At 65.8% G+C, this 23,417-nt stretch carries 21 protein-coding genes; 17 read left to right on the top strand and 4 right to left on the bottom strand.

Going from position 1 to position 23,417, the window contains the following annotated elements; translation table 11 throughout:
* Positions 1-10: 10 nt before the first annotated feature.
* The 4 genes from gatB (at position 11) to NJH59_RS19025 (ending at position 3,432) form a co-directional block, all read left to right on the top strand.
* Positions 11-1,456, top strand: coding sequence for an Asp-tRNA(Asn)/Glu-tRNA(Gln) amidotransferase subunit GatB (gene gatB, locus NJH59_RS19040; protein ID WP_054916385.1), 1,446 nt, complete (start codon positions 11-13; stop codon positions 1,454-1,456).
* A 107-nt stretch (positions 1,457-1,563) separates the two neighbouring features.
* The gene (locus NJH59_RS19035; protein ID WP_043862480.1) at positions 1,564-1,938 is read left to right on the top strand and encodes a septal ring lytic transglycosylase RlpA family protein; all 375 of its coding nucleotides are present in this window, start codon (positions 1,564-1,566) and stop codon (positions 1,936-1,938) included.
* 62 nt (positions 1,939-2,000) lie between these two features.
* Positions 2,001-3,044, top strand: coding sequence for a calcium/sodium antiporter (locus NJH59_RS19030; protein WP_253087185.1), 1,044 nt, complete (start codon positions 2,001-2,003; stop codon positions 3,042-3,044).
* 10 nt (positions 3,045-3,054) lie between these two features.
* Positions 3,055-3,432, top strand: a complete 378-nt coding sequence (locus tag NJH59_RS19025; protein ID WP_043862482.1) for a carboxymuconolactone decarboxylase family protein — start codon at positions 3,055-3,057, stop codon at positions 3,430-3,432.
* A 20-nt stretch (positions 3,433-3,452) separates the two neighbouring features.
* On the opposite strand, the gene NJH59_RS19020 is transcribed toward NJH59_RS19025, so the two are convergent.
* From NJH59_RS19020 to NJH59_RS19005, 4 genes are all read right to left on the bottom strand, one after another.
* Positions 3,453-4,826 carry an amino acid permease gene (locus tag NJH59_RS19020; protein WP_043862483.1) on the bottom strand — a complete coding sequence of 458 codons (1,374 nt, stop codon included), beginning with the start codon at positions 4,824-4,826 and terminating at the stop codon, positions 3,453-3,455.
* Positions 4,827-4,876: 50 nt separating this feature from the next.
* Positions 4,877-5,818, bottom strand: coding sequence for an AEC family transporter (locus tag NJH59_RS19015; protein WP_054916387.1), 942 nt, complete (start codon positions 5,816-5,818; stop codon positions 4,877-4,879).
* Between the two features lie 146 nt (positions 5,819-5,964).
* Positions 5,965-6,525 carry a response regulator transcription factor gene (locus NJH59_RS19010; protein ID WP_043862485.1) on the bottom strand — a complete coding sequence of 187 codons (561 nt, stop codon included), beginning with the start codon at positions 6,523-6,525 and terminating at the stop codon, positions 5,965-5,967.
* Positions 6,525-7,781 (bottom strand): ATP-binding protein, encoded by a 1,257-nt coding sequence (locus NJH59_RS19005; RefSeq protein WP_054916388.1) that lies wholly within the window; start codon positions 7,779-7,781, stop codon positions 6,525-6,527. Before NJH59_RS19005 ends, NJH59_RS19010 begins: the two co-directional genes overlap by 1 nt.
* A gap of 199 nt (positions 7,782-7,980) precedes the next feature.
* On the opposite strand from NJH59_RS19005, the gene NJH59_RS19000 reads away from it, so the two are divergent.
* The 13 genes from NJH59_RS19000 to NJH59_RS18940 all read left to right on the top strand — a co-directional run bounded on the left by NJH59_RS19000 (position 7,981) and on the right by NJH59_RS18940 (position 23,307).
* A complete protein-coding gene (locus NJH59_RS19000; RefSeq protein WP_043862487.1) occupies positions 7,981-8,694 on the top strand; it encodes an SIMPL domain-containing protein in 714 nt (237 codons plus the stop codon).
* 133 nt (positions 8,695-8,827) lie between these two features.
* The gene (locus NJH59_RS18995; RefSeq protein ID WP_253087177.1) at positions 8,828-10,453 is read left to right on the top strand and encodes an ABC transporter substrate-binding protein; all 1,626 of its coding nucleotides are present in this window, start codon (positions 8,828-8,830) and stop codon (positions 10,451-10,453) included.
* A gap of 237 nt (positions 10,454-10,690) precedes the next feature.
* A complete protein-coding gene (locus NJH59_RS18990) occupies positions 10,691-12,286 on the top strand; it encodes an ABC transporter substrate-binding protein (protein ID WP_043862489.1) in 1,596 nt (531 codons plus the stop codon).
* 90 nt (positions 12,287-12,376) lie between these two features.
* Positions 12,377-13,756, top strand: coding sequence for an OprD family porin (locus NJH59_RS18985; protein WP_236176966.1), 1,380 nt, complete (start codon positions 12,377-12,379; stop codon positions 13,754-13,756).
* 74 nt (positions 13,757-13,830) lie between these two features.
* Positions 13,831-15,426 carry an ABC transporter substrate-binding protein gene (locus tag NJH59_RS18980; protein ID WP_054916391.1) on the top strand — a complete coding sequence of 532 codons (1,596 nt, stop codon included), beginning with the start codon at positions 13,831-13,833 and terminating at the stop codon, positions 15,424-15,426.
* A 72-nt stretch (positions 15,427-15,498) separates the two neighbouring features.
* Positions 15,499-16,509 (top strand): ABC transporter permease subunit, encoded by a 1,011-nt coding sequence (locus tag NJH59_RS18975; RefSeq protein ID WP_043862492.1) that lies wholly within the window; start codon positions 15,499-15,501, stop codon positions 16,507-16,509.
* A gap of 11 nt (positions 16,510-16,520) precedes the next feature.
* Positions 16,521-17,450: an ABC transporter permease subunit gene (locus NJH59_RS18970; protein WP_253087176.1), complete on the top strand. Its 930-nt coding sequence runs from the start codon at positions 16,521-16,523 to the stop codon at positions 17,448-17,450.
* Between the two features lie 10 nt (positions 17,451-17,460).
* Positions 17,461-18,429, top strand: coding sequence for an ABC transporter ATP-binding protein (locus NJH59_RS18965; RefSeq protein ID WP_043862494.1), 969 nt, complete (start codon positions 17,461-17,463; stop codon positions 18,427-18,429).
* The gene (locus NJH59_RS18960) at positions 18,429-19,364 is read left to right on the top strand and encodes a peptide ABC transporter ATP-binding protein (RefSeq protein WP_253087175.1); all 936 of its coding nucleotides are present in this window, start codon (positions 18,429-18,431) and stop codon (positions 19,362-19,364) included. The genes NJH59_RS18965 and NJH59_RS18960 overlap by 1 nt, the downstream gene beginning before the upstream one ends.
* A gap of 163 nt (positions 19,365-19,527) precedes the next feature.
* Entirely contained in the window at positions 19,528-20,361 is an 834-nt protein-coding gene (locus tag NJH59_RS18955; RefSeq protein WP_253087174.1) for a nuclear transport factor 2 family protein, read from the top strand.
* 38 nt (positions 20,362-20,399) lie between these two features.
* Positions 20,400-21,806, top strand: coding sequence for an FAD-binding oxidoreductase (locus NJH59_RS18950; protein WP_253087173.1), 1,407 nt, complete (start codon positions 20,400-20,402; stop codon positions 21,804-21,806).
* Between the two features lie 25 nt (positions 21,807-21,831).
* A complete protein-coding gene (locus tag NJH59_RS18945; RefSeq protein ID WP_043862498.1) occupies positions 21,832-22,173 on the top strand; it encodes a cupin domain-containing protein in 342 nt (113 codons plus the stop codon).
* A 54-nt stretch (positions 22,174-22,227) separates the two neighbouring features.
* Complete coding sequence (locus tag NJH59_RS18940; protein WP_229589539.1) at positions 22,228-23,307, top strand: polyamine ABC transporter substrate-binding protein; 1,080 nt, start codon at positions 22,228-22,230, stop codon at positions 23,305-23,307.
* The last annotated feature ends 110 nt before the right edge of the window (positions 23,308-23,417 follow it).

Below are 23,417 nucleotides of genomic sequence, written 5' to 3'. Positions count from 1 at the left end.
GGACAGACACATGCAATGGGAAGTTGTGATCGGGCTGGAAATTCATACCCAGCTCGCCACCCAGTCGAAGATTTTCTCCGGCAGCGCCACCACGTTCGGCTCCGAGCCGAACACCCAGGCCAGCCTGATCGACCTGGGCATGCCCGGCGTACTGCCGGTGCTCAACGAAGAAGCCGTGCGCATGGCCTGCATGTTCGGCCTGGCGATCGACGCCGAAATCGGCGAGCACAACGTGTTCGCGCGCAAAAACTACTTCTACCCCGACCTGCCCAAGGGCTACCAGATCAGCCAGATGGAGCTGCCGATCGTCGGCAAGGGCTACCTGGACATCGCCCTTGAAGACGGCACCGTCAAGCGCATCGGCATCACCCGCGCACACCTGGAGGAAGACGCCGGCAAGAGCCTGCACGAAGACTTCAGCGGCGCCACGGGCATCGACCTGAACCGCGCCGGCACGCCGCTGCTGGAAATCGTCTCCGAGCCGGAAATGCGCAGCGCCAAGGAAGCCGTGGCCTACGTCAAGGCGATCCACGCACTGGTGCGCTACCTGGGCATCTGCGACGGCAACATGGCCGAGGGCTCGCTGCGCTGCGACTGCAACGTGTCGATCCGGCCCAAGGGCCAGGTCGAGTTCGGCACCCGCTGCGAGATCAAGAACGTCAACTCGTTCCGCTTCATCGAGAAGGCGATCAACACCGAGGTGCAGCGCCAGATCGAACTGATCGAGGATGGCGGCCGGGTGATCCAGGAAACCCGCCTGTACGACCCGAACAAGGACGAGACCCGCTCCATGCGCAGCAAGGAGGAGGCCAACGACTACCGTTACTTCCCCGACCCGGACCTGCTGCCGGTGGTCATCGAGCCGGCGTTCCTCGACGCCATCCGCGCCACCCTGCCCGAACTGCCGCCGCAGAAGCGCGAGCGCTTCCAGAGCCAGTTCGGCCTGTCGGCCTACGACGCCAACGTGCTGGCCTCCAGCCGCGAACAGGCCGACTACTTCGAGCAGGTGGTCGGTGTGTGTGGCGATGCCAAGCTGGCGGCCAACTGGGTCATGGTCGAGCTGGGCAGCCTGCTGAACAAGCTGGGCCTGGAGATCGACCAGGCGCCGGTCAGCGCCGCGCAACTGGGCGGCATGCTGCAGCGCATTCTGGACAACACCATCAGCGGCAAGATCGCCAAGGTGGTGTTCGAGAAGATGGCCGCCGGTGAAGGCGATGCCGACCAGATCATCGAGGCCGAAGGCCTGAAACAGGTGACCGACACCGGCGCGATCGAGAAGGTGCTGGACGAAGTGCTGGCGGCCAACGCCGAGCAGGTCGAGCAGTACCGCGCGGCGGACGAGGCCAAGCGCGGCAAGATGTTCGGCTTCTTCGTCGGCCAGGCGATGAAGGCGTCCAAGGGCAAGGCCAACCCGCAACAGGTGAACCAATTGCTCAAGAGCAAGCTCGAAGGCTGAACCGCGTCGCCTGCATTCGCCGGCAACGCCGGCTCCTACAAGGACGCACCAATCCCTGCAGGAGCCGGCGTTGCCGGCGAAGGCCACACCACGGAGTAACCGGATACATGTGGCGTCCCCTCAGCGCACTGCTCGCGCTTTTCACCCTGCTCGCCGGCTGTGCCAGCCACACCCTCGACCCCCGCGGTTACGACCAGACCGGCACTGCCTCCTATTACGGTTCCCGCCATCACGGCAAGCGAACCGCCAGTGGCGAACCCTTCGACCAGCACGGCCTGACCGCCGCCCATCGCAGCCTGCCCTTCGGCACCCGCGTGCAGGTCACCAACCTCGCCAACGACCGCCGCGTCGTGGTACGCATCAACGACCGCGGCCCGCATACCCGGGGTCGACTCATCGACCTGTCACGCGCCGCCGCCGACCAACTGGGCATGCTCCGTAGCGGAACCGCGCGGGTACGGGTACAAAGTCTCAGCAACTGACCCTGCTTCGGAGCACGACCATTTTCGACCTGGCCGCTTTACCCACCTTCAGCCTGCTGCAACTGGCCCTGGGCCTGCTGCTGCTGATCACCGGCGCCGAACTGCTGGTGCGCGCCGCCCTGCGCCTGGCCGCCAGCCTGCAGGTGCGTCCGCTGATCATCGGCCTGAGCCTGGTGGCCTTCGGCAGCAGCGCCCCGCAACTGACCGTGAGCCTGCAGGCGGCCTACACCGGCGCACCCGACGTGGCGGTGGGCAGCGTGATCGGCAGCAACATCTTCAACGTGCTGGTCACCCTGGGCCTGGCCGCCCTGATCATCCCCCTGCGCGTTTCGCGGCAACTGGTACGCCTGGATATCCCCCTGATGATCGGCGCCAGCCTGCTGGTGTACCTGCTGGCCCTGGACGAACGCATCGGCCGCCTCGAAGGCGCCCTGCTGCTGCTCGGGCTGGTTGCCTACCTGGCCATCCTGTGGCACCAGTCACGCCACCACGCACGCACCTACCCCGCCCCCGGCCCGCGGCCGCAGCGTGGCGTCGGCTTCTGGTTCGGCCCCCTGGCACTGATGCTCACCGGCCTGGGCCTGCTGAGCCTGGCCGGGCACCTGTTGCTGGAGGCAGCAGTGGAAGTGGCCGTCGACCTGGGCCTGTCGGAGCGGGTGATCGGCCTGACCGTGGTGGCGGTATGCACCTCGCTGCCGGAGCTGGCCACCTCGCTGATCGCCGCCTTGCGCGGCGAGCGTGAAATCGCCGTGGGCAACGTGATCGGCAGCAACCTGTTCAACCTGCTGGCGGTGCTCGGGCTGACCGCGCTGGTGGCCCCGGTGCCGCTGTCGATCTCGCCCAACGCGCTGGCCTTCGACCTGCCGGTGATGCTCGGCGTGGCCGTGCTGACCCTGCCGGTGTTCTATTCCGGCTACCGCGTCACCCGCGCCGAAGGTCTGGTGTTCCTGTGTCTTTACCTGGCCTATGGTTTGCACGTGGTGGCCTTCACCACCGGCATGCCGCTGGCCAACCGTCTGGAGCAGCTGATGCTGCTCTATGTCCTGCCGACGCTGGCGGTGGTGCTGATGTACACCACCGTGCGCGCCTGGCGCCGCCAACACTAAGGAAAACAACATGGGCGAGAGCAACAAAACCGGCGAACAGGTTCGCCGCCAGGTCATGGGCGATGCATTCGTGGACCGTGCACTGGGCAATGCCACCGAGTTCACCGAGCCGCTGCAGGCGTTCGTCAACGAGCACGCCTGGGGCAGCGTGTGGAGCCGCGAGGGCCTGCCGCTGAAAACCCGCAGCCTGATCACCCTGGCGGCGCTGACCGCGCTCAAGTGCCCGCAGGAGCTCAAGGGCCACGTGCGTGGCGCCCTGAACAACGGCTGTACGGTGGAAGAGATTCGCGAGGCGTTGCTGCATTGCGCCGTGTACGCCGGCGTACCGGCGGCGATCGATGCGTTTCGCGCCGCCCAGGAAGTGATCGACAGCTACCAGCAGGGCTGACCGATCACCCCGCAGGGCCGTCAGCCGGCGACGGCGGCGGCCTTCTGCCCCTTCTTCTTGAGCCAGAACGCCACGCCCAGGGTGGCGATCCAGGCCGGAATCAGCAGTACCGAGATGCGGATCGGCGGGGTCAGGTACATCACCACCAGAATCAGCACGATGAACGCCAGGCACAGGTAATTGGTCACCGGGTGCCCCCAGCTCTTGTAGAAGGTCGACTCGCCGGCAGCGATCTTGGCCTTGCGAAACTTCAGGTGGGTGATGCTGATGCTCGCCCAGTTGATCACCAGTGCCGACACCGCCAGCGCCATCAGCAGGCCGAAGGCTTCGCCCGGCATCAGGTAGTTGATCAGCACGCACAGGCCGGTGGCCACCGCCGATACGCCCAGCGCCGCCAGCGGCACGCCACGACGGTTGATCTTGAGCAGTGCGCGCGGCGCATCACCCTGGCTGGCCAGGCCGAACAGCATGCGGCTGTTGCAGTACACGCAGCTGTTGTACACCGACAGCGCGGCAGTCAGCACCACCACGTTGAGAATGGTGGCCACCAGGTTGCTGTCCAGGTTGTGGAAGATCATCACGAACGGGCTGCCGCCCTGCACCACCTTCTGCCAGGGGTACAGCGACAGCAGCACCGCCAGTGCGCCGATGTAGAAGATCAGGATGCGGTACACCACCTGGTTGGTCGCGCGTGGAATGCTGTAGCGCGGGTTGTCCGCCTCGGCCGCGGTGATGCCGACCAGCTCCAGCCCGCCGAAGGAGAACATGATCACCGCCATCGCCATCACCAGCCCGGTGATGCCATTGGGGAAGAACCCGCCGTACTGCCACAGGTTGGCCACGCTGGCATCCGGCCCGCCGCTGCCGCTGGCCAGCAGCCAGGCGCCGAAGCCGATCATGCTGACGATGGCGATCACCTTGACCAGCGCGAACCAGAATTCCAGCTCGCCGTACACCTTGACCTGGGTGAGGTTGATCAGGTTGATCGCCACGAAGAAGATCGCTGCAGTGGCCCAGGTGGGGAAGTCCGGCCACCAGTACTGCACGTAGATACCCACCGCCGTCAGCTCGGCCATGCCCACCAGCACATAGACCACCCAGTAGTTCCAGCCCGAGACGAAGCCGGCGAACTCGTTCCAGTAGCGGTGCGCAAAGTGGCTGAAGCTGCCCGCCACCGGTTCCTCGACCACCATCTCACCCAGCTGGCGCATGATGAAAAAGGCCATCAGGCCGGCGATGGCGTAGCCCAGCAGCACGGCAGGGCCTGCCATCTGGATGGTCTGGGCGATGCCCAGGAACAACCCGGTGCCGATGGCGCCGCCCAGCGCGATCAACTGGATGTGACGGTTCTTCAGGCCGCGATGCAAACGCTCGGGCGTGATCTGGTCTTGCATGAAGTGTCCTCAGGCAGGGAGGCCGTTATTTTGAGTGTGGGCGACAGGATCTAGATCCAGCCGCCCCACTGCAAGATAAATATGCCGATATTCGTCGTAACTGCGGCCATCAGCGTGGTAATCACGATGATCGAGGCGGCCAGCTGGTGATTGCCGTTGGCCGCGCGCGCCATCACGTAGCTGGACGCGGCGGTGGGGCTGGCGATGTACAGGAACAGCACCCCCAGCTCCGCGCCGCGAAAGCCGCACAGCCAGGCACCGAAGGTGGCCAGCAGCGGCAGCCACACCATCTTTACCAGGCTGGCACTCAGCGCCATGCGCCCGCTGGCGTGCAACGAGGCCATCGACAGCGTGCCGCCGATGCAGATCAGCGCCAGCGGCAGGGTCATCTGCGCCAGGTAGTCACCGGAGGTCAGCAGCCAGTTGGGCAGCCCCACCTTGGCATACGCCAGCACGCCGGCCACCAGCACACTGATGATCAGCGGGTTGCGCAGGATGCTCTTGAGGATGCTCCAGGGGTCGGACTTGATGGTCGGGCTGTACACCGCCAGCACCACGGCCGACAGCGAGTTGTAGAGCAGGATCACCAGCCCGGCCAGCACCGCGCCGATGGAGATGCCATGATCGCCGTACATGCTCCCGGCCAGCGCCAGGCCGATGACCGCATTGTTGCCGCGAAAGCCGCCCTGGGCGTAGATGCCGCGATCTTCACGGGGGCAGCGCCAGATCGCGATCAGCCAGGCCAGGCCGAAACTGCCCAGGGTGGCGACGGTGAAGTACAGCAGCAGCGAGGGCTGGACCGCCGCCTCGAGATCGGCGTGGTAGATGCCCAGAAACAGCAGCGCCGGCATGCTCACGTTGAACACCAGGGCCGAGGCGGTCTGGATGAAGCTGTCGTTGATGGCGTTGATGCGGCGCAGCAGCACGCCCATGAACATCATCGCGAACACCGGCGCGGTGATGTTCAGGGTCTGGAGAAAAAGGGCGAGCATGCAGGTGGTCCCGTCGGCGTCGTTAGGGAGCTAATCATACGTCAACCTTGGGGCTGCCACGCAGCCCCTTCGGCGCCAGTGCCGGCGCCATCAGGTTCACACCGACCACGTAGGAGCCGGCCTTGCCGGCGAAGAGGCCCTGAGGTTCAGCGCCGAACCGGGCGCTTCTGCAATTTGCGCTGCAGGGTACGCCGGTGCATGCCCAGCGCCCGTGCCGTGGCCGAGATATTGCCCTCATGCTCGGTCAGCACACGCTGGATGTGCTCCCACTGCAGGCGGTCCACCGACATCGGGTTTTCCGGTACCAGCGTGTCCAGGTCGGCGTGCTCGGACGCCAGCGCCGCCAGCACGTCGTCGGCATCGGCCGGCTTGCACAGGTAATTGCAGGCGCCGCGCTTGATCGCCTCCACCGCGGTGGCAATGCTCGAATAGCCGGTGAGGATCACCACGCGCATCTCCGGGTCCAGCTCCAGCAGCTTGGGCAGCAGCACCAGCCCGGAGTCGCCCTCCATCTTCAGGTCCAGCGTGGCGTAGTCCGGCACGTCCTGCTGGGCAATCTGCAGGCCCTCTTCGGCAGAACCCGCCGTGCTCACGCGAAACCCGCGCCGGCTCATGGCCCGGGCCATCACCCGGGTAAACGTGGCGTCGTCATCCACCAGCAGCAGGTGCGGCAGCTCTTCGCCTTCAGCCTGAATTTCATCACTCATCACACGTCTCCTCGCGCGTCACGCGGCAGGCGCAGCTCGGTGAGCGTACCGCCTTCCTCATGACTATAGAGTTTTACCGAGCCGCCAGCACGGGTCACGCTGGCCTTGCTCAAGAACAGGCCCAGGCCGAAGCCCTTGCCCTTGGTGGTAAAGAAGGGTTTGCCGATCTGCTCGGCGATCGCCACCGGCACGCCGGGGCCATGGTCGCGAATGCTGATCACGATGTCCTCGGCGTCCCAGTCCAGGTACACCTCCAGGTCATTGGGGCAGGCATCGGCTGCATTGTTCAACAGGTTCAGCAGGGCCTGGGTCAGGTCCGGCGGCGGCGCCAGGCGCGGCACCGTACCCTGGCCCAGGCGCTGGAAGCGATAGCTGGCCTCGGGGCGCATCAGGTGCCAGCGGTTGAGCGCCTCGTCCAGCCAGAAGCTCGCCTCCTGCTCCTGCACCGCCATGCGCCGATTGGCCTCGGCGGCGCGCACCAGGTTCTGCAAGGTGTGCTTGCACTGCTTGACCTGCTCCTGCAGCGTCTCCAGGTCTTCCTGCAGCAGCGGGTCGGTGTGGTCCTGGCGCATCTCGTTGATCAGCACGCTCATGGTCGCCAGCGGCGTACCCAGCTCATGGGCGGCACCGGCGGCCTGGGTGGCCACGGCCAGCAGTTGCTGGTCGCGCAGGCCTTCCTCGCGGCGCTGGGCCTGGAACTGCTGCTGGCGACGCAGCTCTTCGGCCATCTTGGCGGCAAAGAAGGTGATCACCCCGGCGGCCAGGGCAAAACTCAGCCACATGCCGTAGATCTGCATCTTCTCGCGGGCCATGGGGAAGGTTTCGAGCGGGAAGTACTGCACCAGCAGCAGGGTGTAGGCCACCAGCGCAATGCCCGACAGAATCAGCGAATACAGCCATGGCAGCGTCACCGCGGCAATCGCCAGGGGCACCAGGTAATAGGACACGAAGGGGTTGGTCGAGCCCCCGGAAAAATACAGCAGCGCACTGTGGATCAGCAGGTCGCAGGCCAGCTGCACCGCATACTCCAGCTCGGTGACCGGCAGCGAGGTGCGCAGCCGGATGGCCGTGAGCACGCACAGCACCATGGAGAACCCCAGGGTGATGCTCAGCGCCAGCCACGGCAGTGGCAGCAGTTCGGTCCAGTAGGCGACCGCCACCGAACCGGCCTGGGCGGCCAGCACCAGGGTGCGGATGAAGGTCAGGCGCCAGAGGTTCTGACGTGTGGCAGACAGCATGAGTACGGGGGCGAGCATGAGCTCTCCTGATGAGTGCTCCAGGTGAATCGTGGCGAGTATACCCAAGCTGCACCCCGCGCTGCAGCAATGCGGCAAAGCGCCACAGGCACACCGGCATCGATGATGGCTTTTTGAACCTCGTCGGTTTGTGCGAGTCTGATGGGGTCTGCGTGGTCGGGATCGACCGCCGCCACGCCTCAATTTCAAGGAGTTGCCCATGCACACTGTGTCTCGCGCCAGTACCACCCTCGTCCTCGCGACCGGCCTGTTTGCCAGCTTTGCGGCACTGGCCGACGAGCCTCGCTACAACCAGGTTTCACTGCGCGCCGAAGCCAGCAAGGAAGTCGCCCGCGACCTGATGGTCGTGACCCTGTATACCGAGGCGCAGAACACCGACCCGGCCAAGCTGGCCAACGAGATCACCACCAGCATGAACAAGGCGCTGGAAAAGGCCCGTGCGGTCAAGGACGTCAAGCTCAGCCAGGACAGCCGCAACAGCTACCCGATCTACGACAACAAGAACCAGAAGATCACCGGCTGGCGCGAACGTGCCGAGCTGCGCCTGGAAAGCGCGAACTTCCCGGCGCTGTCCAAGCTCACCGGCGAGCTGCTGCAGGACCTGAAGATGGGCGGGATGGATTTCGCCATCGCCCCGGCCACCCGCAAGAGCAGCGAAGACGCCCTGCTCAAGGATGCCATCGACGCCTTCAAGGCCCGCGCCCAGCTGACCACCGAAGCCCTCGGCGGCAAGGGCTACAAGGTGGTCAACCTGAACCTCAACAGCAGCGGCTACCCGCACCCCTACGCCCGCGGCGCCATGATGATGAAGGCCAGCATGGACGCCGAAGCCGCGCCAAGCCCGGAAATCGAAGCCGGTACCAGCCAGGTCAGCCTCAGCGCAGACGGCACCATCGAAGTGCTGATGCCCTGATTCACCCGCGGGCAACGCCTGCATCGCTGTCAGCTATGGTTTGAGGGTCGCGCTGGTCAACAGGCCAGCCTCCCTGCCCGCCGAGCGGCCCCACTGGCCGCCCGGCGCACCAATGACATCGATGAGGCCAACAATGCTCAAACACGCGGTCCTTCCCTACCTGCTCGGCGCAGGCCTGCTGGCCGGCGCACCGCTGGCCCATGCGGCCAGCAACCTGGTGTTCTGCTCCGAGGGCAGCCCGGCGGGCTTCGACCCGGGCCAGTACACCACCAGCACCGACTTCGACGCCTCGGCCGAGACCGTCTTCAACCGCCTCAGCCAGTTCGAACGCGGCGGTACGGCGGTGATCCCCGGGCTTGCCACACGCTGGGACATCAGCGACGACGGCCTGAGCTACACCTTCCACCTGCGCGAAGGCGTGCAGTTCCACAGCACCGACTACTTCAAGCCCAGCCGCCCCTTCAACGCCGATGACGTGCTGTTCACCTTCAACCGCATGCTCGACAGGAACCTGCCGTTTCGCAAGGCCTACCCCACCGAGTTCCCCTACTTCACCGACATGGGCATGGACAAGAACATCGTCAAGCTCGAAAAGCTCGACGAACACACGGTCAGGTTCACCCTGGCCAGCGTGGACGCCGCGTTCATCCAGAACATGGCCATGAGCTTCGCCTCGATCCAGTCCGCCGAATACGCCGAGCAACTGCTCAAGCAGGGCAAGCCGGCCGACATCAACCAGAAGCCGATCGGCACCGGCCCCTTCGTGTTCGCCAAGTACCAGAAAGACGCGCAGATCCGCTTCAAGGGCAACAAGACCTACTGGCAACCGCAGGACGTGAAGATCGACAACCTGATCTTCGCCATCACCACCGACCCGTCGGTGCGCATGCAGAAGCTCAAGAAGAACGAATGCCAGATCACCCTGTTCCCACGCCCGGCCGACCTCAAGTCGCTGGGAGCGGACCCCAACCTGAACCTGCCGCACCAGGCCGGCTTCAACCTGGGCTACATCGCCTACAACGTGACCGACCCGATCAAGGGCACCACCGCGCCCAACCCCATGGCCCAGCTCAAGGTGCGCCAGGCCCTGGACATGGCGGTGAACAAGCAGCAGATCATCGACGCGGTGTACCAGGGCGCGGGGCAACTGGCGGTCAATGCCATGCCGCCCACCCAGTGGAGCTACGACGACACCATCAAGGACGTGCCCTACGACCCGGCCAAAGCCAAGGCGCTGGTGCACGAGGCCGGGGTCAGGGAAGGCACCGAGATCACCCTGTGGGCCATGCCGGTGCAACGCCCCTACAACCCCAACGCCCGGCTCATGGCCGAGATGATCCAGGCCGACTGGGCGAAGATCGGCATCAAGGCCAGCATCGTCAGCTACGAGTGGGGCGAATACATGAAGCGCGCCAAGGCCGGTGAGAACGGCGCCATGCTGATTGGCTGGAGCGGCGACAACGGCGACCCGGACAACTGGCTGGGCACCCTCTACGGCTGCGACGCGGTGAACGGCAACAACTTCTCCAAATGGTGCGACCCCGCCTACGACGCACTGATCAAGCATGCCAAGGCCACCCCCGACCAGGCCCGACGCACCGAGCTGTACAAGCAGGCGCAGCACATCATCAAGGCGCAGGTGCCGATCACCCCGATCGCCCATTCCACGGTGTACCAGCCGATGCGCAAGACCGTGCAGGACTTCAAGATCAGCCCCTTCGGCCTGAATGCCTTCTACGGCGTAAGCGTCAGCCAATAGACACGCAACGCGATGTTTAGCCTGTCCCTGCGGGCGCCGAGCTCATCGGTGCACGCGGGGCACTGATACCTGCTTGAAAGTTACGACACCACACCAAGATTTTTCCCACGCCTCACACCCACTTCCTTACCTGCACGCCCGCCGCCCGCGTCCCTACCGTGGAGCGCGTGGTGGTGCTGGCACCCTGCTGTCGCCGCGCCCCCCACGCCTCGTACAACAACAAAGGAATGGGACCGCATGCGTATTTCTCCGGTTTTCGCCGCACTGCTGGGCCTGGGGGCACTGGCCTATGGCCCGACAGCCCTGGCCAAGGGCAACCTGGTGTTCTGCTCCGAGGGCAGCCCGGGCGGCTTCGATATCGCCCAGTACACCACCTCCATCGAAAACGACGCCGCCGAGCCGCTGTACAACGGCCTGGTGGAATTCGAACGCGGCGCCACCCGCGTCATCCCCTCGCTGGCGACCGGCTGGGACGTTTCCGATGACGGCCTGACCTATACCTTCCGCCTGCGCCAGGGCGTGAAGTTCCACGCCAACAAGGACTTCACCCCCACCCGCGACTTCAACGCCGACGACGTGCTGCTCACCTTCCAGCGCATGCTCGACCCGCAGCACCCGTTTCGCGTGGCCTACCCGGCCGAGTTCCCCTACTTCGTCAGCATGGACCTGGACAAGAACATCGCCCGGGTCGAAAAGCGCGACCCCTACACGGTGGTCTTCACCCTCAACAGCGTCGACGCCGCCTTCATCCAGAACCTGGCCATGGGCTTTGCCTCGATCGTCTCGGCCGAATACGCCACCCAGCTGATGGCCAGCGGGCGCCTCAGCGACTTCGACCAGAAGCCGATCGGCACCGGCCCCTTCGTGTTCCAGCGCTACCAGAAGGATGCGCAGATCCGCTACCGGGCCAACCCCGACTACTGGGACCCGCAGCAGGTCAGGCTCGACCAGCTGATCTTCTCGATCAACACCGACGCCTCGGTGCGGGTGCAGAAGCTGCGCAAGGGGGAATGCCAGGTCACCGTCAACCCGCGCCCCGCCGACCTCAAGGCCCTGGCCGCCGACCCGAAGATCAACATGCTCGACCAGCCCGGCTTCAACCTGGGCTACATCGCCTACAACGTGCAGCACCCGCCGTTCGACCAGCTGCAGGTGCGCCAGGCCATGGACATGGCGGTGAACAAGGCGGCCATCGTCAAGGCGGTGTACCAGGATGCCGGGCAACTGGCCGTGAACTTCATGCCGCCCACCCAGTGGTCCTACGACCCGAGCATCCGCGATGCCGGCTACGACCCCGACAAGGCCCGCGCCCTGCTGGCGGCCGCCGGGGTCAAGCCCGGCACGCCCATCACCCTGTGGGCCATGCCGGTGCAGCGCCCCTACAACCCCAACGCCAAGCTGATGGCCGAGATGCTCCAGGCCGACTGGGGCAAGGTCGGGCTGGACGTGAAGATCGTCAGCTACGAATGGGGCGAGTACATCAAGCGCACCAAGAACGGCGAGCACGACGTGATGCTGCTGGGCTGGACCGGTGACAACGGCGACCCCGACAACTGGATGGGCACCCTCTACAGCTGCGGTGCCATCGGCAGCAACAACGTGTCGATGTGGTGCGACCCCGAATACGACGCCCTGGTGCAGCAGGCCAAGCGCATCACCGACCCCGCCGCGCGCACCGCGCTGTACCAGCAGGCCCAGCAGCGCATGAAGCAGCAGGTGCCGATCACCCCGGTCGCCCACTCCACCGTGCATCAACCGCTGAGCGTCCGGGTACAGGACTTCAAGGTCAGCCCGTTCGGGCGCAACAGTTTTTCGGGCGTCAGCGTCGACTGACCTCTGCCCGCCCCCTCCCAAGGTTCACCGCCGCACCCGCCGGGCTCACGAGGCCCGGCGGCTAATAAAAACATGCAAAGGAGCATCACCTTGAGACCTACCCGACACGCAGCACTTTGCCTGGCCCTTGGCGGCCTGAGCGCGCTGGCCCAGGCCGAGCCCGTCAGCCAGGATTTCGTTGCGCTTACCCTGCGCACCACCTCCGACCAGGCCCAGGCCAGCGGCTTTCTCGACGGCCAGCGCCTGTCCGGCTCGACCCGCAACTGGTACGCCCACGAGCACGCCACCCGCGGGCCACTGTGGTCGTACAGCAAGCGCGACGGCAGCCGCCACCCCACCAGCAGCCGCGACAACTGGGTCCAGGGCACCCTCCTCAACTACACCTCCGGCTTCACCGAGGGCACCGTGGGCCTGAGCACCGAAGTGGCGCTGTACAACGCGGTGGCCCTGCAGCGCGGTCGCGCCAGCGTGGCCGGGCCGAACAACCGCACCCTCACCCACGGCGACGGCGAGGTGCTCGACCAGTGGAGCAAGGTCGGCCTGGCCAACCTCAAGGCCCGGGTGTCCAACACCACCCTCACCGCCGGCCGCCAGTCCATCGACACCCCGGTGATCGCCTACATCGGCAACCGCGCACTGCCCTCCAGCTTCCAGGGCGTGAGCCTGCACAGCGCCGAGTTCGACAACCTGAGCTTCGACGTGGGCACCTTCGACCGCGTGTCGATGCGTACCGAGCAGGGCCAGAGCAAGTTTCGCTCCGAGTATGGCGATTCCCGCCAGTTCACCGACCGGGTCAGCATGGCCGGGGTCAACTACCAGCCGCTGCAGAGCCTGAGCACCAGCCTCTACGTGTCCAAGGTCGAGGACCTGTGGAACCAGTACTACTTCGGCGCCAACCACCTGCTGGGCGACAACGCGGTGCTGGGCCTGAACACCGGGCTCAACTACTACAAGACCCGCGACGCCGGTCAGAGCAAGCTGGGCGCCATCGACAACGACACCTTCAGCCTGTCGCTGGCCCTGACCCACCAGGCGCACACCGTGTCGGTCGCCTACCAGCAGGTCAACGGCAACGAGTACTTCGACTACCTGCACGACACCAACGCGATCTTCCTGGCCAACTCGCTGCTGTCGGATTTCAACGGCCCCAACGAGAAATCACTGCAGATCGGCTACGTGCTGAACATGGCCCCCTTCGGCGTGCCCGGCCTCAAGTTCAACCTGTACAACGCCCGCGGCTGGGGCATCGACGGCACCCATTACAAGGGCGGTGGCTACGACGTGAAGAACCTCGACGGCGAGCACCACGACGAATGGGGCATCGGCACCAGCTATGCCGTACAAGGCGGCGCGTTCAAGGACACCACCGTGCGCGCCACCTACACCACCCACCGCGCCAGCAAATTGCAGGGTGACGGGAGCCTGAACGAGGTGCGCGTGGTCACAACCATTCCGTTCAACATCCTCTAGGGCGGCGGGTCGCGGCCGATTCGCCGAATCGGCCGCGATGGCTACGCTGGTTTAATCGAATGCAGGGAAGTGTCATGAAACAGTCAACCCTACAGGCTGCCCTTGCAGCCATCCTGTTGAGCGCCGCAGCCCCGCTGATGGCCAAGCCCCTGGTGGTGTGCACCGAGGCCAGCCCCGAGGGCTTCGACATCGTGCAGTACACCACGGCCGTCACCGCCGATGCCGCCGCAGAAACCCTGTTCAACCGCCTGGTGGACTTCAAGCCCGGCACCACCGAGGTGCAGCCGGCCCTGGCCGAACGCTGGGAGGTCAGCCCCGACGGCCTGACCTACACCTTTCACCTGCGCAGCGGGGTCAGGTTCCACACCACCGACTACTTCACCCCCACCCGCGACCTGAACGCCGACGACGTGCTGTGGAGCTTCCAGCGCCAGCTCGACCCCGCCCACCCCTGGCACGACAAGACCAGCATCGGCTTCCCCTATTTCGAGAGCATGGGTTTCCAGCACCTGCTCAAGTCGGTGGAAAAGCTCGACCCGCACACCGTGGCGTTTCACCTGACCCGCCCCGAGGCACCGTTTCTGCGCGACCTGGCCATGGCCTTCACCTCGATCTATTCCGCCGAATACGCCGACCAGTTGCTCAAGGCCGGCACCACCGCCGAACTCAACAGCAAGCCGGTCGGCACCGGCCCGTTCATCTTCCAGCGCTACAACAAGGACGCGCAGGTGCGCTACAGGCCCAACCCGGACTACTTTCGCGGCAAGCCGCCGAGCGATGCGCTGATCTTCGCCATCACCCCCGACAACAACGTGCGCCTGCAGAAGCTGCGCGCCAACGAATGCCAGGTGGCGCTGTACCCCAAGCCCGACGACATACCCGGCATCAAGGCCGACGCGCGCCTGAAGGTGGCCGAAATGGAGGCCCTGACCACCGGCTACATCTCGCTCAACACCGAGCACAGGTACCTGAGCGACGTGCGCGTACGGCGCGCCATCAACCTGGCCTTCGACCGCGAACACCATGTCGAGCAACTGTTCGGCAAGGGCAACGCCCTGCTGGCGGTGAACCCCTACCCGCCGACCCTGATGGGCTACAACAGCCAGAACCGCAACCCGCCCCGCGACCTGGACCAGGCCCGCGCGCTGCTCAAGGAGGCCGGCGTACCCGAAGGCACCGTGCTCACCCTGTTCACCCGCAACGGCGGCGGGCCCACCAACCCCAACCCGCGCCTGAGCGCCGAGATGCTTCAGGCCGACCTCGCCCAGGTCGGCCTGAAGGTCGACATCCGCGTGATGGAATGGGCCGAGATGCTGCGCCGCGCCAAGGCCGGCGAAGCCGACATGGTGTCGGCCGGCTGGGCGGGCGACAACGGCGACCCGGACAACTTCCTGACCCCGCTGCTCAGCTGCGCCGCAGCGAAGAATGGGGAAAACTACGCACGCTGGTGCAACCCGCGATTCCAGGTGCTGATCGACCACGCCCGCGAAACCGCCGACCCCGATCAACGCGCCGCACTCTATGTCCAGGCACTGGCGGTGTACGATGAGGCCAAACCGTGGATCAACATGGCCCACCCGAAGGTGTTCACCGCCCTGCGCGAGAACGTCGAGGGCTACGTCATCAACCCGATGACCAACAACAACTTCGCCACCACGCGGGTGAAGTAGAACGATAACGCTTGCAGCGCCCGCCCCCGGGCGCTCGCAGGCATGCCTTAGGCTGATGAGGTACACCACACGATGTTTAGTTTTATTGCACGGCGTCTGGGCCTGTTGATCCCGTCGTTCTTCGGCATCACCCTGCTCACGTTCGCGCTCATACGCCTGATCCCCGGTGACCCGGTGGAGGTGATGATGGGCGAACGCAGGGTCGACCCCGAGATGCACGCCCAGGCCATGGAACGGCTCGGCCTGAACAAGCCGCTGGCGCAGCAGTACCTGGACTACGTCGGCAAGCTGGCCCAGGGCGACCTGGGCGAGTCGCTGCGTACCCGCGAAAGCGTGTGGCACGAGTTTCTCGCGCTGTTCCCCGCCACCCTCGAACTGGCCATGGCCGCGCTGCTGTTCGCCGGCATCGTCGGGCTGCTGGCCGGGGTGATCGCCGCGCTCAAGCGCGGCTCGCTGTTCGATCACGGGGTCATGGGCATCTCACTGGCCGGCTACTCGATGCCGATCTTCTGGTGGGGCCTGATCCTGATCATGTTCTTCTCGGTCGGGTTGGGCTGGACGCCGGTGTCCGGGCGCATCGACCTGCTCTACGACATCGAGCCGACCACCGGCTTCATGCTCATCGACACCCTGCTCAGTGACGAGGAAGGCGCGTTCAAGGACGCGTTGATGCACCTGATCCTGCCGGCCATCGTGCTCGGCACCATCCCGCTGGCGGTGATCGCACGCATGACCCGCTCCTCGATGCTCGAAGTGCTGCGCGAGGACTACATCCGCACCGCACGGGCCAAGGGCCTGTCGCCGGCACGGGTGGTGTTCGTGCACGGCCTGCGCAACGCGCTGATCCCGGTGCTCACGGTGGTCGGCCTGCAGGTCGGCACGTTGCTCGGTGGCGCGGTGCTTACCGAAACCATCTTTTCCTGGCCGGGCATCGGCAAATGGCTGATCGAAGCCATCGGCGCCCGTGACTACCCCGTGGTACAGAACGGCATCCTGTTGATTGCCTGCCTGGTGATCCTGGTCAACTTCGTCGTGGACATCCTCTACGGCCTGGCCAACCCACGCATCCGACATCAGCGCTGAGGCCTTCGCTCATGACCAATCCGCTTGCAAAGACCACTGCCGTCGACGCCGCGCCGCTCGACCAGAGCCTGCTCTACCCCTCCCCCTACAAGGAATTCTGGCACGCCTTCTCGCGTAACAAGGGCGCGGTGGCCGGCCTGCTGTTCATGTGCCTGATCGTGTTCTGCGCGCTGTTCGCCCCGTGGGTGGCGCCGCACAACCCCAGCGAGCAGTACCGCGACTTCCTGCTGACCCCGCCGGTATGGCTCGAAGGCGGCCAGTGGCAGTTTCTGCTGGGTACCGACGAGCTGGGCCGCGACCTGCTCTCGCGGCTGATCCAGGGTTCGCGCCTGTCGCTGCTGATCGGCCTGTCGTCGGTACTGATCTCGCTGATCCCGGGCGTGCTGCTGGGCCTGCTGGCCGGGTTTTTCCCGCGTCTGCTTGGCCCGTCCATCATGCGCCTGATGGACGTGATGCTGGCGCTGCCCTCGCTGCTGCTGGCGGTGGCCATCGTGGCGATCCTGGGCCCTGGCCTGATCAACACCGTGATCGCCATCGCCATCGTCTCGCTGCCGGCCTACGTGCGCCTCACCCGCGCCGCGGTAATGGGCGAGCTGAACCGCGACTACGTCACCGCCGCACGCCTGGCCGGGGCACGCCTGCCGCGCCTGATGTTCGTGACCGTGCTGCCCAACTGCATGGCGCCGCTGATCGTGCAGGCCACTCTGAGTTTCAGTTCGGCGATTCTCGATGCCGCCGCGCTGGGCTTCCTGGGCCTGGGCGTGCAACCGCCGACCCCGGAGTGGGGCACCATGCTGGCCTCGGCCCGCGACTACATCGAACGCGCCTGGTGGGTGGTCAGCCTGCCGGGCCTGACCATCCTGCTCAGCGTGCTGGCAATCAACCTGATGGGCGACGGGCTGCGCGATGCGCTGGACCCGAAACTCAAGAATGCCGCCTGAGGAGAAGCCCATGTCACTTCTACACATCAAGAACCTGAGCGTGCGCTTCGGCGACGCCTCGGCGGTACCGGTGGTCGACGGCCTCGACCTGAGCGTGGAAAAGGGCGAGGTGCTGGCGATTGTCGGCGAGTCCGGCTCGGGCAAATCGGTGACCATGATGGCGCTGATGGGCCTGATCGACGCCCCCGGGCGCATCACCGCCGACGCCTTGACCTTCAACGGCAGCGACATGCTCACCCTGAGCGGCCGGCAGCGGCGCAAGGTGGTCGGCAAGGACATGGCGATGGTCTTCCAGGACCCCATGACCGCACTCAACCCCAGCTACACCGTGGGTTTCCAGATCGAGGAGGTGCTGCGCCAGCACCTGGGGCTGCGCGGCAAGGCGGCGCGCCAGCGTGCGCTGGAGCTGCTGAAGAAGGTCGAGATCCCGGCCCCGGAAAGCCGCCTGGATGCCTACCCCCATCAACTCTCCGGCGGCATGAGCCAGCGCGTGGCAATCGCCATGGCGATTGCCGGCGAACCCAAGCTGCTGATCGCCGACGAGCCCACCACGGCCCTGGACGTGACCATTCAGGCGCAGATCATGGAGCTGCTGCTCAACCTGCAGAAAGAGCAGGACATGGCGCTGATCCTGATTACCCACGACCTTGCCGTGGTGGCCGAAACCGCCCGCCGCGTGTGCGTGATGTATGCCGGCCAGGCAGTGGAAGTCGGCCAGGTGCCCGAGCTGTTCGAGGTGCCTGCGCACCCCTACAGCGAAGCCCTGCTGGCAGCGATCCCCGAGCACAGCGAAGGCGCCGAGCGCCTGGCGACCCTGCCCGGCATCGTGCCCGGACGCTACGACCGGCCCCACGGCTGCCTGCTGTCGCCGCGCTGCCCCTACGTGCAGGACCACTGCCGCCAGCAACGTCCGAGCCTGGACCCCAAGGCCCACAGCCTGGCCCGCTGCTTCTACCCGCTCAACCAGGAGGTGGCGTGATGAGCGTCGTACTGACCGCCCGTGACCTCACCCGTCATTACGAAGTGTCCCTGGGCCTGTTCAAGGGCCATGCCCTGGTACGCGCCCTCAATGGGGTGTCGTTCGAACTGGAGGCCGGCAAGACCCTGGCCGTGGTCGGCGAATCCGGCTGCGGCAAGTCGACCCTGGCCCGCGCCCTGACCCTGATCGAGGAACCCTCGTCGGGCTCGTTGCAGATCGCCGGGCAGGAGGTGGCCGGTGCCAGCAAGCAGCAGCGCCGGCAACTGCGCCGCGATGTGCAGATGGTGTTCCAGAGCCCCTATGCCTCGCTCAACCCGCGCCAGAAGGTCGGTGACCAACTGGCCGAGCCGCTGCTGATCAACACCCGGCTGTCCAGGGCCGAACGCCGCGAGAAGGTGCAGGCGATGATGCAGCAGGTGGGCCTGCGGCCCGAGCACTACCAGCGCTACCCGCACATGTTCTCCGGTGGCCAGCGCCAGCGCATCGCCCTGGCGCGGGCCATGATGCTGCAACCCAAGGTGCTGGTGGCGGACGAGCCGACCTCGGCGCTGGACGTGTCGATCCAGGCGCAGGTGCTGAACCTGTTCATGGACCTGCAGAAGGAGTTCAACACCGCCTACGTGTTCATCTCGCACAACCTGGCGGTGGTGCGGCATGTGGCCGACCAGGTACTGGTGATGTACCTGGGGCGCCCGGCGGAAATGGGGCCCAAGGAGGATATCTATGCCAGGCCTTTGCACCCTTATACCCAGGCCCTGCTGTCGGCGACCCCGACCATTCACCCCGACCCGCTCAAGCCAAAGATCAGGATCGTGGGCGAGCTGCCCAACCCGCTGAACCCACCGCCGGGGTGCGCGTTCCACAAGCGTTGCCCGTATGCCACCGAGCGCTGTGCCAGTGAAGAGCCGGCGTTCCGGCCAGTGGGTACACGGTAGGTGGCGTGCCACTATGCGGAGCAGTTTCTCTAGAACCGCTGCGCCAGCAATCGCGGGTCAAGCCCGCTCCCACACGGATCACTGCTGTCCTTGTGGGAGCGGGCTTGACCCGCGATAGGGCCCTGCAGGTATTCTGCTTTCCTACCTCCAATGAGCCAGCCCCATGGCCGCACACCCGATCCCCGACGGCCCCGAACACACCGCCGAAACCGCCGCTACCGTGCTGCGCTACCACCTGTGCTGGAAACACCGCGACCTCGACGGCGTGATGGCGCTCTATCACCCCGACATCCAGTACAACGACTTCTTCCAGAACCGCGTACTGCACCTGGCCGAGCTGCGCGAATACGTGGCCGCCAGCATGCCGCGCCAGGACGGCGAGGACATCGTGCACAGCGACCGCATCCGCACCGACGGCTGCACCGCCTTCATCCAGTACCAGGTAACGCTGCGCGGCGGCGACGGCATCACCGCGTTTCGTGCCAGCGAGGCCATCACCGTGCGCGACGGCCTGATCTGGCAGGTCAACGAATACGCCTCGCTGGTGCGCGAGCCTTCACGCCACACCGGCCACCCCAGCCTGCGCCCGGCCGCCAGCCGCCTGGGCCTGTCACCGCGCCAGCTGAGCTTCATGGCCCAGGACCTGCAGCACTACTTCACCCGTCGCCAGCCCTATCTGGACCCGCAACTGGACCTGCAACAGGTCGCCCGCGAGTGCGGCTACAGCCGCAACCAGATCTCCTACCTGCTCAACCAGGTGCTGGGCCAGAGCTTCTACCGCTACGTCAACCAGGCCCGCCTGCAGCATCTGCTGGCTGAACTGGAGCGCGCAGGCCCGGCGCCCAAGGTCGATGACCTGGCCTTCGCCGCCGGCTTCAATTCACTGTCGGCGTTCTACAAGTGCTTTCGCCAGCACACCGGCCTGTCGCCCAAGGCCTACGTGCAACAGATTTCTCTGCGGACACGCACGCAAGACAATCCGCCCGCCCGGCCCTAGCATCGGCCCACACCGTTACGGATGTGGAGCCGAACACAATGCAGGCATGGCGCAGTATCAGCCTTTGGATGGACCAGCTTGACGAGCCGCTGATCGCGCGCCCGGCGTTGCGCCAGGACCTGGACGTGGATGTATGCATCATCGGCGCCGGCTACACGGGCCTGTGGAGCGCCTACTACCTCAAGCGCCAGGCACCGCACCTGAACATCGCCATCGTCGAGGCCAACATCGCAGGCTTCGGCGCCTCGGGGCGTAACGGCGGCTGGCTGATGGGCAACCTGCTGGGCGAAGACCGCCTGCTGGCCGATTGCTCCCCCGAACAGCGCCGCGACGCCTATGACCTGCTGCACGGCATCCCCGACGAAGTGGAAACGGTACTCGAGCGCGAAGGCATCCACTGCGACTACCGCAAGGGCGGCGCCCTTTACTGCGCGGCGCGCTACCCCGAGCAGGAAGCGAGCCTGCGCAGTTACCTGCAAAAGCTCTACCGGCAGGGCCTGAACGAGGCCGAGTATCGCTGGCTGAGCCCGGTCGAGCTGGCCGCGCAGCTGCGCATCGCCAAGCCCTATGGGGCGATCTACACGCCGAACGTGGCCACCGTGCACCCGGCCAAACTGGTGCGCGGCCTGGCCCGGGCCGTCGAGCGTCTGGGGGTGAAGCTCTACGAGAACAGCCCGGTCATCGACTGGCACAAGGGTCAGGTACGCACCGCCCAGGCACAGGTGCGCTGCCAGTGGGTGGTGCCGGCGGTGGAAGGCTATGCCGTCGGGCTGCCGCCGCTGGGTCGCTATCAGTTGCCGGTACAGAGCCTGCTGGTGGCCACCGAGCCGCTGCCTGAGCAGGTGTGGGAGCAGATCGGCCTGAACGCCGGTCAGGCCTTCAGCGAAAACAGCCGCCAGGTCACCTACGGCCAGCGCAGTGCCGACAACCGCCTGGTGTTCGGCGCCCGCGGCGGCTATCGCTTCGCCGGGCGCCTGCGCGAAGACTTCACCCTCAGCGACAGCGAAATCGGCCTGCGCCGCTACCTGTTCGGCGAGCTGTTTCCGCAGCTCAAGAACGTCGACATCACCCACGCATGGGGCGGCAACCTGGGCATGGCGCGGCGCTTTCGCCCGCACATGCTGTGCGATGCCGAGCAGGGAATCGCCCTGGCCGGCGGCTATGGCGGCGAAGGCGTGGGCGCCAGCAACCTGGGCGGGCGCACCGTGGCGGCGCTGATCCTGGGCCAACGCAACGCACTCACCGCCCAGCCCTGGGTACACCCCGCGGCGCGCCTGACCAGCCTGGCGCGCTGGGAGCCCGAGCCATGCCGCTGGCTCGGCTACAACGCGATCATCAAGAGCTTCGTCCACGAAGACCAGACCCTTGCCAACCCGGCCAGCGCCCCCTGGCGCCGGCGCCTGGCCAGCGGTGTGGCGGACTTCATGGAAAGCCTGATGCACTGACTTCCCCCTGCACAGGACCACCGGCATGCGCATTACCCAGTTCAAGCACACCCATAGCGTCGCTCTCGAACAGTCAAACCCGGTGGCCGTGCCCCTGGGCGAGCCGGTGGCGGTCACCTCGGTGACCTGCGTGGAGCGCAACGACGGCGTCGAAACCGGCATCTGGGAATGTACCCCGGGCCGCTGGCGGCGCCAGATCGAGCAGCAGGAGTTCTGCCACTTCATCAAGGGCCGCTGCACCTTCACCCCCGATGGCGGCGAGCCGCTGACCATAGAAGCCGGCGACGCACTGATGTTGCCGGCCAACAGCACCGGTATCTGGGATATCCACGAGACCGTGCGCAAGACCTACGTATTGATTTTCTGATCCTTTGATCGCCTGCCTCCTTCGACAAAAACAGACCAAGCAAGGAATCCGGACATGCGCCCATTGCTCTTCGCCCCGCTGTTGCTGGCCGCCTCCATCGCCCAGGCGGCCGACTCGGTAAAAATCTACAACTGGTCCAGCTACATCGCCCCCGACACCCTGAAGAACTTCCAGGCCGCCAGCGGCATCGTGCCCACCTATGACGTGTTCGACAGCAACGAGACCCTCGACGGCAAGCTGATGACCGGCAATTCGGGCTACGACGTGGTGTTCCCCTCCAACCACTTCATGGCCCGGCAGATCCAGGGCAAGGCGCTAAAGGCGCTGGACAAGCGCCAGTTGCCCAACTGGAAGAACCTCAACCCGGTGCTGCTCAAGGCGCTGGAAGTCAACGACCCGGGCAACCGCTACGGCTTCCCCTACCTGTGGGGCAGCACCGGCATCGGCTACAACATCGACAAGGTCAAGGCGGCGCTGGGCGAGAATGCCCCGGTGGACTCCTGGGACCTGATCTTCAAGCCAGAGAACATCAGCAAGCTCAAGAGCTGCGGCGTGGCGATCCTCGACAACGGCCCCGAACTGCTGCCGATCGCGCTCAACTACCTGGGCCTGCCGCACCACAGCCAGGACCCGGCCGACTACGAGAAGGCCAAGGCCCTGCTGATGAAGGTGCGCCCGTACATCAGCTACTTCCACTCCTCCAAATACACCGGCGACCTGGCCAACGGCGATATCTGCGTGGTGGTGGGCTTCTCCGGCGACGTGCTGCAGGCCAGAAACCGTGCAGAAGAGGCCAGAAACGGGGTGAAGGTGGGCTATGAGATTCCCAAGGAAGGCGCGCCGATGTGGTTCGACATGGTCGCCATGCCCGCCGATGCCCCGGACGAAAAGGCCGGCTATGCCTACATGAACTACCTGTTGCAACCCGAGGTGATGGCCGACATCAGCAACCATGTGCAGTACGCCAACGGCAACCAGGCAGCCGACCGCCTGGTGGACCCGGCACTCAAGGCCAACAGCATGATCTACCCGACCGATGCCATGCTCGGCAAGCTGTTCGCCCTGCAGGCCATGCCGGCCAAGATCGACCGCCTGCGCACCCGTATCTGGACCAGCATCAAGGCCGGCAACTGAGCCACCCTGCAATAGATACCACCCTCGGCCTGTGTGCCCCGGCAGCCTGAAGCCCTTGCCGGGGCAACAGCGCAGCCCGCCCGTTGCCCGGCGCCCACCCACTGCCGAGC

The sequence above is a fragment of the Pseudomonas sp. VE 267-6A genome (genome assembly GCF_024126555.1).
GTDB lineage: Bacteria > Pseudomonadota > Gammaproteobacteria > Pseudomonadales > Pseudomonadaceae > Aquipseudomonas > Aquipseudomonas palmensis.
Note: the sequence above shows the minus strand (reverse complement) of the source record. Positions and strands in the feature narration are given on the sequence as shown.